Annotated in this window: 9 protein-coding genes; 1 reads left to right on the top strand and 8 read right to left on the bottom strand. The window is 64.1% G+C overall.

What is annotated here, in order from left to right; all coding sequences use genetic code 11:
• Position 1: 1 nt before the first annotated feature.
• The 6 genes from FJ977_RS05020 to FJ977_RS04995 form a co-directional block, all read right to left on the bottom strand.
• Positions 2–2,362: a molybdopterin-dependent oxidoreductase gene (locus FJ977_RS05020; RefSeq protein WP_140769090.1), complete on the bottom strand. Its 2,361-nt coding sequence runs from the start codon at positions 2,360–2,362 to the stop codon at positions 2–4.
• A 134-nt stretch (positions 2,363–2,496) separates the two neighbouring features.
• Positions 2,497–4,161 (bottom strand): ABC transporter substrate-binding protein, encoded by a 1,665-nt coding sequence (locus FJ977_RS05015; RefSeq protein WP_140769088.1) that lies wholly within the window; start codon positions 4,159–4,161, stop codon positions 2,497–2,499.
• A 260-nt stretch (positions 4,162–4,421) separates the two neighbouring features.
• Positions 4,422–5,606, bottom strand: coding sequence for a mandelate racemase/muconate lactonizing enzyme family protein (locus FJ977_RS05010; RefSeq protein ID WP_140769086.1), 1,185 nt, complete (start codon positions 5,604–5,606; stop codon positions 4,422–4,424).
• A gap of 1 nt (position 5,607) precedes the next feature.
• Complete coding sequence (locus FJ977_RS05005) at positions 5,608–6,711, bottom strand: mandelate racemase/muconate lactonizing enzyme family protein (protein ID WP_140769084.1); 1,104 nt, start codon at positions 6,709–6,711, stop codon at positions 5,608–5,610.
• 56 nt (positions 6,712–6,767) lie between these two features.
• Positions 6,768–7,493: a GntR family transcriptional regulator gene (locus FJ977_RS05000; protein ID WP_140769743.1), complete on the bottom strand. Its 726-nt coding sequence runs from the start codon at positions 7,491–7,493 to the stop codon at positions 6,768–6,770.
• A gap of 122 nt (positions 7,494–7,615) precedes the next feature.
• Positions 7,616–8,404: a 2OG-Fe(II) oxygenase gene (locus FJ977_RS04995; protein ID WP_140769083.1), complete on the bottom strand. Its 789-nt coding sequence runs from the start codon at positions 8,402–8,404 to the stop codon at positions 7,616–7,618.
• A gap of 101 nt (positions 8,405–8,505) precedes the next feature.
• Between FJ977_RS04995 and FJ977_RS04990 the strand changes: the two genes are divergently transcribed.
• A complete protein-coding gene (locus FJ977_RS04990) occupies positions 8,506–9,414 on the top strand; it encodes a LysR substrate-binding domain-containing protein (RefSeq protein WP_140769081.1) in 909 nt (302 codons plus the stop codon).
• Positions 9,415–9,458: 44 nt separating this feature from the next.
• Here the strand turns inward: FJ977_RS04990 and FJ977_RS04985 are convergent, their stop codons facing one another.
• On the bottom strand, positions 9,459–10,613 hold the full coding sequence (locus FJ977_RS04985; RefSeq protein WP_140769079.1) for an efflux RND transporter periplasmic adaptor subunit: 1,155 nt from the start codon (positions 10,611–10,613) through the stop codon (positions 9,459–9,461).
• Positions 10,614–10,628: 15 nt separating this feature from the next.
• A complete protein-coding gene (locus FJ977_RS04980) occupies positions 10,629–13,814 on the bottom strand; it encodes a multidrug efflux RND transporter permease subunit (RefSeq protein ID WP_181179600.1) in 3,186 nt (1,061 codons plus the stop codon).
• Positions 13,815–14,037 lie beyond the last annotated feature (223 nt).

Genomic DNA, 14,037 nt, shown 5'->3' with positions numbered 1-14,037 from the left:
GCTAAGCCTCCTTGTGATGGGGCTGCGGTCCGGCCAGGCCGGGCACATCGGCTAAACGCACTGTGGCAGGCGGATCGAAGGCTGTCACCGGGGGGACGGCTCCGTCAAATCGAGATACCTCGACCAGCGTCGAATTGCAGGTCGGTGACTGGCCAAGGCGCGACGTCCCCCGGTCGGGCGTCAACACGTTCGGATTGCCATGCTTTTCCAGACTGTGCGGCTGTCCCGGCGTGGAGGGGTCGAACCATGCACCGGTTGGCAACTGGACGACGCCGGGGATCAGGCCATCCGTCAGCACGGCGCCTGCCAGGCACGCTCCGCGATCGTTGAAGACGCGCACGACAGCTCCGTCCACGATACCGCGCGCTGCGGCATCCGCCCGGTTGATCCACAGCGGCGCGCGGTCCGACACCTTGCCTGCCCGGCTGACCGAGCCGTGATCGTACTGGCTATGCAGCTTGTCGGCGGGCTGCGGTGACAGGAGATGCAGCGGGAACCGGCTGGCAAGCTCGCTGCCCAGCCATTCCCTCGGCTCGCGCCACACGGCATGACCGGGACAGTCGTCATAGCCGAAGAAGTCGATCGTCTGCGAGAACAGCTCTATGCGGCCCGATGGCGTCGCCAGCCGATGGCGCTCCGGATCGGCGCGGAAGGAACCGAGCAAAGTCTGCGACGTCACCTGCCGGGCAAGGTCGGCGTGGCCGTCATGCCAGAAACGGTCGAAGGGAGGCATCCCGACGCCGGCCGCGTTGGCATTATCCCTGGCCTGCTCGTAAAGCAACCGGATCCAGTCGCTGGCTGCGCGCCCTTCTATGAAGGCCTCGCCGGTACCGAGCCGCGTCGACAGGTCGGCAAAGATCCGATAATCGTCGCGCGCCTCCCCAACTGGGTCGATCGCTTGCTTCATGGCGACGACGAGGTTTTCCCGGTTCGAGAAGGCGAGGTCGTTTCGCTCCAGCGGCGTGGTGACCGGCAGCACGATGTCGGCATGGCGCGCCGTCGCCGTCCAGAAGGGCTCGTTGACGATGATCGTTTCAGGCCGCCGCCAAGCCTCGACCAGCCGGTTCAGGTCCTGGTGATGATGGAACGGATTGCCGCCGGCCCAGTAGACCAGCCTGATGTCGGGATAGGCCATCGCGGCGCCGTTGAATTCGAAGGAACCGCCCGGCTTGAGCAGCATGTCGGCCATCCGCGCGACCGGGATGAAGTCCGTAACCTGGTTCCTGCCTTGCGGCACGGATGGCCACCGGAATCCCATCTCCGGTCTTCCGGCGCCATTTGTCGATGAATAGCCGAAGCCAAGCCCGCCGCCCGGCAGTCCGATCTGGCCGAGCATCGCGGCAAGCGTGATCGCCGCCCAGTATGGCTGCTCGCCATGGTCGGCGCGCTGCAGCGACCAGCTCACCATCAACATCGTGCGCTTGGCGGCCATTTCCCTGGCCAGGGCGACAATCCTGTCCTCGGCGACGCCACTCAGGGCCGCGGCCCATGCCGGACTCTTCGGCTGGCCGTCGGTTTCTCCCAGGACGTAGGCCCGCACAGCCTCGAAACCGGTGCAGTAGCGCGCCAGGAACGCCTCGTCATGACGGTGCTCGCCGAGGAGGACATGGCACAGGGCCAGCATCAAGGCGGTGTCGCTGTTCGGTCGCAGCGCCAGCCATTCGGTCTCGACGCCGCGCGGTGCGTCATCGCGCACGGGCGAGACATTGATCAGCCGGGCGCCGTTGGCAACGGCATTGCGCAAGGCCGCGGCGGCTTCGTGACGGGCCGCGCCGCCACCCTGTATCTGCGCATTGCGCCAGGGCAGGCCGCCAAAAGCGATGATCAGCTCGCTATGCCGCTCGATCCCGTCCCAAGTGGAATGATTGCCCGTCAGGCCATCGGTCCCGCCAAGCACATGCGGCAGGATGATCTCGGCCGCGCCGTAGGAATAGCTGAGCACCGAGCTCGTATAGCCGCCGATCGTGTTGAGGAAGCGGTGGACCTGGCTCTGGGCATGGTGGAACCGTCCCGCGCTCGCCCAGCCATAGGAGCCGGCATAGATGGCGCTGTTGCCATGCGCGACGCGAACACGGTCCAGTTCGGACGCAACGATGTCCAACGCTGTTTCCCAGGAGACTTCGACAAAAGCCTCGCTGCCGCGTCCGTCCTTGCCGCCGGACCTGTTCCCCTCCAGCCAGCCGCGCCGGATGGCGGGACGGGAGACACGCAGGTCGCCCTGCACGGTGCCGAGCATGGACTCGCCGATCGGCGATGGATCGGGGTCGCCGCTCCATGGCTCGACGCCGACGAGCCTGCCGTTCTCGGCACGGATTTCGTAGGTCCCCCAATGCATGGTGGTGAGCAGGGTCTCGGACTCCATGGGCAATGATCGATCGTCCCGCAACGCGAGGCTCCGCGTCAGGCCGGCGCGCAGCGCCTTGCCTCGGCCTGGCAGCGAAAGCGCCAGCCCCTACTGGGGGCTGGCGGTCGCGGGATGGGCTTGTCTGCCTCCGCTTAGGCCTTCGACGCCTTTTCGAGGAACAGCTGCGACATGGCGGTCGGCTGTACGCCGGCCACGCCTTTCGCCGTCGCCGTCAGGTAGTCGTAGAAATAGCCGAAGATAACGGGCGTTTCCTCGAGCAGCAGCTTCTGGATCTTGCCGGCGTCGGCCTTTTGAGCCTCGAGATCAAGCGCCGCGATGTAGCTGGTCGCCAGCGCGTCGTAGTCCTTGTTCTTGAAGTGCGCCGCGTTCCAGGTGCCATCGCTCTTCAGCGGGGCAGCGAGATAGACATTCGGCACGCCGCGGTGGCCATAGTCGGTGATGCCCATCACAGAATCCAGCCAGTTCGATTTGCCGAACACCGCATCGCCGTAATAGGCGCTCTGGTCGAGGATGTTGAGCTCGAGCTCGATGCCGATCTCCTTGACCCAGTTCTGGATGAGCTGGGCATATTCGGGGATTTCGAGGTAGCGCTCGGTGGTCAGCGTGATCTTGAAGCCATTGCCGACGCCCGCCGCTTCCATCAGCTGCTTGGCCTGCGCGATGTCCTGCTTGCGCTGCGGCACGCCGGTATCGGTCGACGGGTAGACCGCTGCGAACGGGCTGTCATTGCCCGCCACGGCGCGACCCTTCATCAGGCCGGCGACCAGCTTGTCGCGATCCATGCTGAGCGCGATGGCGCGGCGCACGCGCGCGTCCTTCAACGGACCGTCGTCGCAGCGCAGGTGCAGTTGCTGATGCGCCGAGGACTTCAGGCTGATGATGTCGACGCTCGGATCGCTGAGCAGGGCGACGCCGGCCAGGACCGGCATCTGATTGATGATGTCGACCTGACCGCCTTGCAGGGCCAGGATCATCGGCTGCACATCAGTGAAGAAGGTGAATTCCGTGCGATCGGGCAGGGCCTTCTCGCCCCAATAATTCTCGTTGCGGACGAAGGATGCGCCGACTTTCGGCGTGTACTTCTCGACCTTGAACGGACCGGTGCCGTCGAAGCTCTTCTCGTAGTCGCCCTTGTAGCTCGCCGGGATGATGACGGCGTTGTAATTGTCCGATGACAGCATGTAGGGGAAGTTGCCGTTCGGCGCGTCGAGGTGGAACTCCACCGTGTAGTCGTCGACCTTCTTGCTGGCGCCTTTCGACAGGATGCCGGTGAACACCGACAGCGCGTTGGACGAGTTTGCCGGGTCGGCAAGGCGGTCGATGCTGGCCACCACGTCCTCGGCCTTCATCTCGCCGCCCGAGTGGAATTTCACGCCCTTGCGCAGCTTGAAGGTCCACACTGAGCCGTTGTCGTTCGGCTTCCAGCTTTCGGCCAGCGCCGGCTTGAGCACGAGGTCCGGGCCATCGACGCAGAGGAACTCGGCAACCTGCTGCATGACCAGCAGGCCGCCGGCGTCGGCGATGGTGACCGGGTCGATGGCTGCCGCTGGCACGCTGCTGGCGACGCGGATGGTGGCGCCGGGCGCGCCCTGGGCGCGGGCGAGCGACGGCATGCCACTGAAGCCGGCGGCCGTGGTGATGCCGCCCAGGAGCGGCAGCGACAGGCCGAGCAGGCTGCCGTGGCGGATGAAGTCGCGACGGCTGACGCGGCCGTCGACGAGACCGTCGATAAGGTGATTTTCGAGCGGCGAGCGGTTGCGCCGGATCAGGTCGAGAATGCGGTAGTTCTTGCTCATGGGTTTAACCCTTTCCCCTTGTTTCTTATGGCTGAAGAATGCACTTGCGGTTGACGAAATTCCGTGGAGTTCTCCTGTCCCGGCCATCAACGAAGTCGGTCGACCGGGACTGTAGCATGCTGTCTTTTCTGGTCCATCCGATCCTTGCGGCGCAGGGGTCAGATTTTCTTGAGGCAAATGCTTCCACCCGTCAGGTGCTGCCTTGGCGATGCAAATCGCTGCGGCGGACCCTTGTTGTCGGCTAGTCTCCTTTCCTTCTCCTAGTTCAGCGGCAGGCGGCGATATGTTCCGGGCTTTGCCGGGTCGTGATATTTGTTGCACGGGCCGTTCTCGGTGAAGTCGCGATGGCAGGCCGCGAGGTTTTTCCGCGACAAGGTAACGCCGAGACCGGGGCCTTCCGGCACGCGCACGACATTGTTCCTCGGCGAAAACGGCCCTTCTTCGGTGATGTCCATCGGCTGCATGCGAAACAGCGACTGGTTCGGCTCCCGGATCCAGCCGAGCGCCGCGCACAGATGCAGATAGGCCGCGCTGCCGATGCCGCTGTCGCCGCTGTAGCACCAGAAATCGACGCCGGCATGTTCGCAGGCGCCGACGAAGCGCAGCAGGCGGCCGATGCCGCCATGCGCTGTCGGATTGCCGACGAAGGCGTCAGGAACCTTGAGGTCCATGGCGCGCGCGATATCGATGTTGTGGGTCGAGAACGGGATCGAGCAATGCTGCCGCAACTGCCGCATCTCCTCGATCGTCGCCACGGGATCCTCCCAGTTGCGCACCCCGAGGTCTTCGAGCGGCCGCGCCAGCCGCCGCGCGGTGGCCAGCGAATAGGCCTGGTTGGAATCGATGCGGATCATCGCCTCGTCGCCGAGTTTTTCGCGGATCAGCTCGACCATTCTCAGCGAGACCCTCGGATCCTCGGTCGAGAATTTGCCTTCGAAGAAAGTCGTGCCGTGCGTCTCGTTGAGTTCGACGCAATAGTCGGCGACTTCTTCAGGCGTCGTCTCGCCCTTCACCTTGGGCCCGTCGCCGCGCAGCGAAAAATAGTCGGTGAACGGGATGTCCTTGCGCACGGCGCCGCCGAGCAGCTGGTAGAGGGGCTGCTTCCACGCCTTGCCTCGCAGGTCCCACAACGCCATCTCGATGGCGCCGAAGGCCATGATGCGGGTGCGATCGTTGATCGACTGCACGCCGGTCCAATAGGGCAGGCAGACATATTCGGCGCCGGCGATGTCGAAGGCATCGCGGCCGACCAGGCGCTCGGCCAGAACATCGTTGATGATCGCGGCTGCCGCCGGCGTCGGCGCTTCGCCGAGGCCGATCAGCCCATCCTCGGTCTCGACCTCGACAATGGTCTGCGAAAAGCCGTCGAGCTCGCCAAAGACCCAGCCATAGGGCGCTTCGAGGCGAAGATTGATCGGCGTGGCCTTGATGCTGCGGATTTTCATCTCAGCCGATCTCGAAGAAAGGCTTGCCGAGCAGGCTCGGGTCCACGTCGATGCCGAGGCCAGGCCCATCCGGAATGCCCATATGGCTGCCGGTGACCGGCGGGGCGTTGAAGGCCGTGCGCACCGTCACCCATTCATGGAAGGCAATGGCATGCAATCGCCGCTCTTGCGGTGTAGACAGCGACAGATGTGCCATCGCCGCCGTGTCGATCTCGGCGCCGCCTGTGTCCTCGACCGTGATCATGAAACCGAGGTCGACGGCGACGTCGCGGATCTGCCGGGTCCTGGTCACGCCGCCCAGCCGCGAGATCTTCAGCGTCAACCCGTCGGCCGCGCCCAGGCGGTGGATCTCCAGCATCTCTTCCAGCGACGTCACGGATTCGTCGAGCACCATCGGCTTGTCGAGCATGCGGCGCACCGACATGTTCTCCTCGATCGTCGTGCAGGGCTGCTCGAACGTGTAGTCTATGCCACGCGTGGCATCGGCGAACTGCCGTGCCTGATAGGGTGTCCAGCCGGCATTGGCGTCGCAGAAAATCACCGTACCTTTCGGCACGGCAGAGGCGACCGTCGTTACCCGCTCGATGTCGTCGTGCACATTGCCGCCGACCTTGACCTGCAGACGGCGACAGCCCTCGGCGATGATCCTTTTTGCCAGTGCCGCCATCTGGTCGAGCGTGCCGTGGGTGACGACCCGGTAGGTCTCCGCCATATCGCTCTCGCGGCCGCCGAGCATGGTCACCAGGGGCACGTCGGCGGCGCGTGCGGCCAGGTCCCAGCAGGCCATGTCGAGCGCCGATTTAATGTAGGGATGGCCTTTGAACACCGTGTCCATCAGCCGGCCGATGCTGGCCAGCCCGCGCGGATCCTGGCCGATGAGATGCGGCGCGATCTCCGGCACGCCCGCGCGTGTCCCCGCCGGAAACGCGGCCGAGTAGAAATTGCCGAGCGGCGCCATCTCGCCCCAGCCGGTCACGCCGCTATCGGAAGTGATGGCGACGATGACCGCGTCGAAGCAGTCGGCGACCCGCCCCTTTGACATGCGGTAGGGGCCGTCCACGAAGGACTGAACGACATGGTAGGCCTTGATGGATTTGATCTGCACTATTGTCTGTCCGTTGTCGGTGATTTCAGGAAAGCATCGCCTTGGCGGCGAAGCCCTCAGCCGTTGTTGTTCCGTCCGGCGCGATCGGCCTTGGCGCCCTTCGATTCCCTTTGTTCCAGCCCGCGCGCATAGGCGAGCAGTTCCTCGAAATCGATGTCGATATGTTCGCGGGCATAGCGCTGGGCGGCGCGCATATCCTTGCCTTTCATGAGCCGCACATAGGTCTCGTGCATGTCCTCGACCGGCACCGGCTCGTTGCGGGCATGCAGATGGAGCGCGAAATACATCTGCAGCCGGCTGGTCAGCCGCTGCCAGGTTTCCAGCAGCACCGAATTGTCGGCCCATTCGTAAATCAGTCCGTGCAGTTGCAGCGCGGTCTCGATCTGACGCGTGGTGTCGAGAGCCCGCGTCGCTTGCTTCACCGCCTCATGGCGCCGGTCGATCTCGTCGAAGAAGCGCTGGTCGCGCAGAGGCCAGGTGCGCTCGATGGCGAATTCGTCCAGAACCTTGTTCAACGAATAGGCATCGTCGATATCCTTGGCGGTGACGTCGACGACGAAGGTGCCGGCGTAGGGAATGCTGGCGAGGAGACCTTCCTGCACCAGCTCGCGCATCGCCTCGCGCAATGGCGCGCGGCTGACCCGCATCTGCTCGGAAATCCTGAGCTCGTTGAGCTTCTGGCCGGGCTCCAGTTGGCCGGTCAGGATCGCGCGCCGAAGCAGCGCCACGATCTCGGCACGGCGCGTGGTGTCGGCAATCGGGCTGAACTCCGTCTTCACTATCCGGCCCACTCCAGCGAGAACAGACCGCAAGACAATCAGATTGTCGACAATCTAACAAGGTCTCATTTTCGGATTTTTTCTCGGCGCCAGGCAAAACCCGCCCCGGATCGGTGGAGGGCGGCTCAGGCCGCCCGGCCGTAGAAGCCGACCCGTTCCTCGGCACTGAACATCACGCCGGGTTTCTCGTAATAGGAGAACACCGCGATCATGCGCTCGCGTTCGCCTTCGACGGTGGTGACACGGTGCGCGGTGTTCTTGCCGCGGAAGACATTGAGCGTACCGGGCTTCATGCGCAGGATTTTTGCATCGGGGTCTCGCCCTTCGAGCAACCTGGCGACACCGTCATAGTTCGGATCGTCGTCCGAGCGCAGATCGGTGCGGTATTCGAGGTCGCCGCCACTCTGCGCCTGCTGCAGCAGAAGCGTCGTGGTGAATTCCGAGCGGTCGAAATGCCAGTTCAGCGCCTCGCCGGCGCGATAGGCCATGACATTGGTGCGGGCCAGCGGATCCTGCATGACATGCAGTTCTGCCTTGCCCATCGTCGCCGCCAGGAAACGCACAAGCGGCTCGTATTCGTAGATGGCAAGCACGGTGCTGCCGGGAAGCTGGTCGGCACAGACAGTGTGGCTGATGGTCTCGACCTTGCGCAAAGCGGGATGGTCGGGCGCCAGTTCGGGGATGCTGGGCTTGAAATAGATATTGTGCATGCGCTTGTGGACATGGGACTGCGTGTCCATGACCGGCTTGATTTCCCGCACCGCCTGTTCGGCGACGCCGGGCCGCAAAAAACCTTCGAGATTGAACATGCCGTCGGCTTTGAGCGCCGCGACGGACTGCTCGACGAGGCGCTTCCAGTCGCCGCTGCCTTCGCGGTCGAGCGGATAACGGTCGAGATCGAGAATGTCCTTCATGTCGCGTGCTCCTTGGGCTGGGCACAGAGAACGGCAAAAAATTCTTTCCCTCAACGCGGAAAATTATTACGACCGACCAAGAAAATCTTATGGAGCTTGGCATGGAAAGACTGCCGCCGCTGAACGCGATCAAGGCCTTCGAGGTCGCCGCTCGTGCCGGCAGCTTCACCCTGGCCGCGAGCGAGCTTGGCGTGTCCTCGGCGGCGGTCAGCCAGCAGATCCGCAATCTCGAAACCTGGTTCGGCAAGCAGCTGTTCGTGCGCACCGGCAACCGCATCACGCTGACCGACGCCGGCCACGCCATTTACCCACAGACCGCGCGTGCGCTTGGCGACATCGCCGCCATCGGCCAGCGCATGCTGGAAGGCGGCCTGAGAACGCGTCTGGTCGTCAGCGTGCCGTTTTCGCTGGCAGAGCTATGGCTGGCGCCGAGGCTGGCTGCGCTTCTCGATGCCTTTCCGCACATGGCGATCGACGTGCGCGCGGAAGACGATCCGATTGATCTGATGCGCCAGAATGTCGATCTGCGCATTTCCTATGGCGACTATCACTATCCCGGCTTGCGGATGATCCGCCTCGTCCATGACGATGTGCTGCCGGTCTGCGCGCCGGAATTCTGGCACCGGCACGGCAATGGTGATCCGGGGCTCACGGACCTGCATGAGAGCCTGTTCATTCACACCAATTGGGGTCCTAACTATGCCTCGCACCCAACCTGGGCCGACTGGTTCGCGGCATGCGGCGCGAGCCGCTCGCCAGACCCGTCGCATGGGCGCCGCGTCGGCCTGTCCAGTCTGGCGATTGCCTCGGCGAGGCTCGGCCTGGGCATTGCCCTTGGCCAGCGGGTGATGGCGCAAGCCGATCTGGAGGCGGGCCGCCTGATTGCGCTTTCCACCGTTTCAGTGCGCCTCGGCCATCCCTATTGCGCCTTCATGCCGCCGGCCAAAGCCGATCGCGCGGATGTGGCCGCTCTTGTCGGCCTGCTCGTGAAAACGGCGCCCGCGACCTGAGAAAAGGTCGAGGGCGCCGCGCGGAAACCGGGCCTGCGGGGGATTCAGGTAGCCGGTTTCTGTGGCAGTGGCGAGATCGGCATTCCGGGTCCGATCTTCTGCAGATTGCCTGTGATGATCTGGTCGCCTTCGGCGACGCCGCTCAGGATGGCCACCAGATCGCCGTTGGTCGGGCCGAGAGAGACCAGACGCTGGTCGACCGTGTTGCCCTTGCCGACGACGTAGAGATATTTGCCGAGCTGGCTCGAACCCAGCGCGGTCTGCGGCACCATCAGCGCATCAGGCTGCTGCCTGATATGCAGCCGCACGCGGACATACTGGCCAGGCATCAGCGTGAACTTCGCATTACCGATGGTGGCGCGTGCGGTGATGGTTCCGGTCGAATGGTCGACCGTGTTGTCGATGAAGGTCAGTTCACCCTTCTGGCTGGTCTCGGTCTCGCCCGGAAGCAGAACCTCGACCTCGATCGGACCGGCCGCGCGGGCCTGCTCGATCTCCGCCAGATCCGTCTCGCTCGGATTGAAGGTGACATAGATCGGGTCAAGCTGCACCAGCGTGTTGAGCACCGTGCCGGCGACGCTGACCAGCGTTCCGACCGAAGCCTGATTGCGGCCCAGGCGCCCGGTGAATGGCGCATGGATCTCGGCATAGCTCAAATTGAGCTCCGCCGTGCGCACCGCTGCCTGGTTGAGCGCCAGCGACGCCTGCGCTTCGCGCAAGGTGCTTGTGCGCTGGTCGAAGCTGTCCTTGTCCAGGTAACCGCTCTTGGCGAGCTCGGTGCCGCGGCCGAGATTGGAACGCGCATAGTCGAGCGTCGCCGTATCGCGCTGCACCTGGGCTTTCGCTTGGTCGAGAGCTGCCTGGAAGTCGTCGGGCGAGATCTTGTAGAGGAGGTCGCCCTGCCGCACATCGGCGCCGTCTTGCGCGGTCTGTTCCTGCAGATAGCCCGGCACGCGCGCTTGCAGCGTGATGCTGCGGATAGGCTCGATGCGGGCAGCATAGTCGAGATAGATCGGGATCGTCTTCTTGACGACGCTCGCCACCGGCACCGGCATGACGAATGCCGCCGGAGCCGGCGTCGCCGCTCCCGCCGTGGCGCCGCTCAACCTGAGGTTACCCATGTCGAGCAGATGGACGCTGGCCACCGAGATCGCGCCCAGTGCGACAGCCGTTCCTAACGCGATTTTCCATTTACGCATGATTAGTCTCCAATCTTATTCGGCCGCTTCCGCCAGGGGAGGGAAGGCGGGTTCGGCAGTTGGTTCAGTGTGCTTGGAGGCGGGCTCGCCGCTTTCGCGGCGCTCCCGCAGTTGTTCTATGACCGCGTAGAAGACCGGCACGAACACCAGCGACAGGATGGTCGCGGCGACCATGCCGCCAAACACGGTGGTGCCGATCGACTGACGGCTCGCGGCACCGGCGCCAGTGGCGAACATCAGCGGCAGCACGCCGAGGATAAAGGCGAATGCCGTCATCAGGATCGGCCGCAGCCTGAGCCGCGCGGCTTCCATCGCCGCCTCGACGATGCTGAGGCCCTCTTCGCGCCGCCGTCTTGCGAACTCGACGATCAGGATCGCGTTCTTCGCCGCCAGGCCGATCAGCATGACGAAGCCGATCTGCGAGTAGACGTCGATCTGCATACCGCGCAGCAACAGGGCTACGAAGGCGCCGAACAGGGCCAGTGGCACCGCCAGCAGCACCATGAACGGCATCGCCCAGCTCTCATACTGCATCGCCAGGATCAGGAAGACGAAGACGATGGCGAGGCCGAAGACGACCGACGCGATCGATCCTGCCTTGAGCTCCTGGAAGGTGATGCCGGTCCATTCGAAACCGAAATCCCTGGGCAGCGCGGTGGCAGCGGCCCGTTCCATTGCGGCGACCGCCTGGCCTGAAGAGAAGCCGGGGGCAGCGCCGCCATTGATCGTGGCCGAGGCGTTGTTGTTGTAGTGCGGCACGGTTTCCGGGCCGACGAACGGCACCAGCTTGCCCAATGTCGAGAGCGGCACCATGCCGCCTGAGGCATTGCGCACATAGAGCCGTGAAATGTCGGAGGCACCCGCACGTGCATCCTTGTCGGCCTGGATGGTCACCCGGAAAGTGCGGCCGAACAGGTTGAAGTCGTTCACGTAGAGGGAGCCGAGATAGATCTGCAGCGTGTTGAAGACGTCGGGCAGGTTGAGGCCGAGCAGTTTCGCCTTGGCCCGGTCGAGGTCGTAGTTGAACTGCGGCGTCGAGGTCGAGAACGGCGAGAACAGCTGCTGCGGATTGATTTCCGGCTGCTTGCGCGCCTCGGCGATCACGGCTTGCGTCGCGTCGTTGAGGGCCGTGCTGCCGCGGCCGGTGAGGTCCTCGACGACGAATTCGAAGCCGCCCGTGGTGCCGATACCCGGGATAGAGGGCGGATCGAAGGAGAGCGCAAAGGCTTCCGGAATCTGCATCAGCTTGCCACGTACATCGGCGACGAGCTTGGACGCGCTCTGGTCGGGGCCACGCTCTTCCCATGGCTTCAGGATGGCGAATTCGACCGCCGAGTTCGATTGCGCCGCACTGGTCAGGAAGTTCAGGCCGCTGATCGAGCCGACGATGTCGACGCCGGGTGTCGCCTGCAATATGTCGCGCGCTTTCTGGGCCACCGCGTCGGTGCGCTCCAGCGAGGCACCATCGGGCAGCTGGATGACGACGAAGAAGTAGCCCTGGTCCTCGACCGGAAGGAAGGTCGACGGCAGCTTCTGCCAGACGAAGTAGGTTGCCACCAGTCCGGCCGCGAACAGGCCGAGCATGATCCAGCGCAGCCGGATGAGGATGCGCACGCCGTGGGCATAGGCATGTGACGCCTTGTCGAAGCCTGTATTGAACCAGCGGAACGGGGCGAACTGCGTCTCGCCGCGATGGCGCAGGAAGGCAGCACTGAGGGCCGGACTGAGCGTCAGCGAGTTGAAGGCCGAGATGCCGACCGAAATCGCCACCGTCAGCGCAAACTGATTGTAGAGCTTGCCGGAGACGCCGGGAATGAAGGCGACGGGCACGAAGACGGCCATCAGCACCGCCGTGGTTGCGATGATCGGTCCGGTGACCTCGGCCATCGCGGCTTTGGTCGCCGCCAGCGGTTTGAGGCCCGCCTCCAATTGTCGTTCGACGTTTTCGACCACCACGATGGCGTCGTCGACGACGAGGCCGATGGCCAGCACCATGCCGAGCAGGGACAGCATGTTGAGCGAGAAGCCCATCATCTCCATGACGACCATCGTCGCCACCAATGACACCGGAATGGCGATGGTCGGAATGATGGTCGTGCGCCAGCTCTGCAGGAAGACGAACACCACGGCGACGACCAGCACCAAGGCTTCGCCGAGCGTGATCAGCACGTCATGCATCGAGGCCGACACGAAGCGCGTTGTGTCGTAATGCATGGCATATGAGACGCCCTTGGGGAAACGCGCCGACAGCTCCTGCATCTTGTCCTTGACGTGCTGCTGAAGATCGAGCGCGTTGGAACCGGGCATCTGGTAGACGGCGAGCACGACCGTCGGGTCCTTGCCGAAGAAGGCCGAGGACGAATATTGCAGGGCGCCGAGTTCGATGCGGGCCACGTCGCGCAGCCGCACCAGCGAGCCGCTGTCGGTGTTGGCGCGCACGACGATGTCGCCGAACTCCTTAGGGTCGCTCAGGCGGCCGACGGCGTTGACCTGCATTTCGAAGGCGGTGCCGGCCGGCGCCGGCGACTGGCCGATCTTGCCGGCCGCGACCTGGACGTTCTGCTCCGAAATGGCGTTCTGGACGTCGACCGCGGTGATGCCGAGATTGGCGAGCTTGTCGGGATCGAGCCAGACACGCATCGAATAGCGCCGCTCGCCGAAGATCTGCACGTCGCCAACGCCGGGCAAACGCTTCAGCGGATCGACGACCTGCAGATAGGCGAGGTTGCTCAACGCCACCGGGTCAACCGATTTATCGGGCGAGGTCAGGTTGACGATGAGAACGAAATTCGGGTTCTGCTTCTTGATCGTCACGCCGCCCTGGTTGACGATCGCCGGCAGCGACGAGGCCGCCTGCGAGACGCGGTTCTGGACGTCGACGGCGGCCGTGCTCAGGGAATAGCCGACATCGAAGGTGATTGTGATGGTCGAGGAGCCGTCATTGGAACTCGTCGACGACATGTAGGTCATGCCTTCAACGCCGTTGATCTGCTGCTCCAGCGGCGTCGTCACCGTATCGGCGACCACCTGCGCGCTGGCGCCCGGATAATGGGCGCTGACCACGACCTGGGGCGGTGTGATGTCGGGAAACTGCGAGACCGGCAGCAGGAAATAACAAATCGTCCCGGCGAGCACCATGATGATGGCGATCGACGAGGCGAAGATCGGACGGTGAATGAAAAAGTTTACCACGACACACATGCCTCGCCGGCTGCTCTTGCCCGCCCGAAGGCACTGGCAACCCTGGACAACTGGCCGTGCCCGTCACGGGAAGATTCCCGTGAACGCAGCAACGGCACCTCGCGACGCTGCCCATCGGCAAGCGAGCGAAGCATTTTCTCGAAAGCGCGGGGGTCGACCCCATCTGCTTTCATGACCAGCCGGATCATCGGATCCCGGACGGCCTCATCTATGGTAAGATCGC

The sequence above is a fragment of the Mesorhizobium sp. B2-1-3A genome, from assembly GCF_006442655.1.
GTDB lineage: Bacteria > Pseudomonadota > Alphaproteobacteria > Rhizobiales > Rhizobiaceae > Mesorhizobium.
The sequence above is the reverse complement of the archived record's forward strand: the minus strand, read 5'-3'. Positions and strand labels throughout refer to the sequence as shown.

What these genes read in the sequence shown, in the direction of transcription:
- FJ977_RS04995 (WP_140769083.1), bottom strand. Translation starts at nt 8,404, where the DNA reads ATGAAGGACATTCTCGATCTCGACCGTTATCCGCTCGACCGCGAAGGC.
- FJ977_RS05020 (WP_140769090.1), bottom strand. Translation starts at nt 2,362, where the DNA reads ATGGAGTCCGAGACCCTGCTCACCACCATGCATTGGGGGACCTACGAA.
- FJ977_RS05010 (WP_140769086.1), bottom strand. Translation starts at nt 5,606, where the DNA reads ATGAAAATCCGCAGCATCAAGGCCACGCCGATCAATCTTCGCCTCGAA.
- FJ977_RS04980 (WP_181179600.1), bottom strand. Translation starts at nt 13,814, where the DNA reads ATGTGTGTCGTGGTAAACTTTTTCATTCACCGTCCGATCTTCGCCTCG.
- FJ977_RS04985 (WP_140769079.1), bottom strand. Translation starts at nt 10,613, where the DNA reads ATGCGTAAATGGAAAATCGCGTTAGGAACGGCTGTCGCACTGGGCGCG.
- FJ977_RS05015 (WP_140769088.1), bottom strand. Translation starts at nt 4,161, where the DNA reads ATGAGCAAGAACTACCGCATTCTCGACCTGATCCGGCGCAACCGCTCG.
- FJ977_RS04990 (WP_140769081.1), top strand. Translation starts at nt 8,506, where the DNA reads ATGGAAAGACTGCCGCCGCTGAACGCGATCAAGGCCTTCGAGGTCGCC.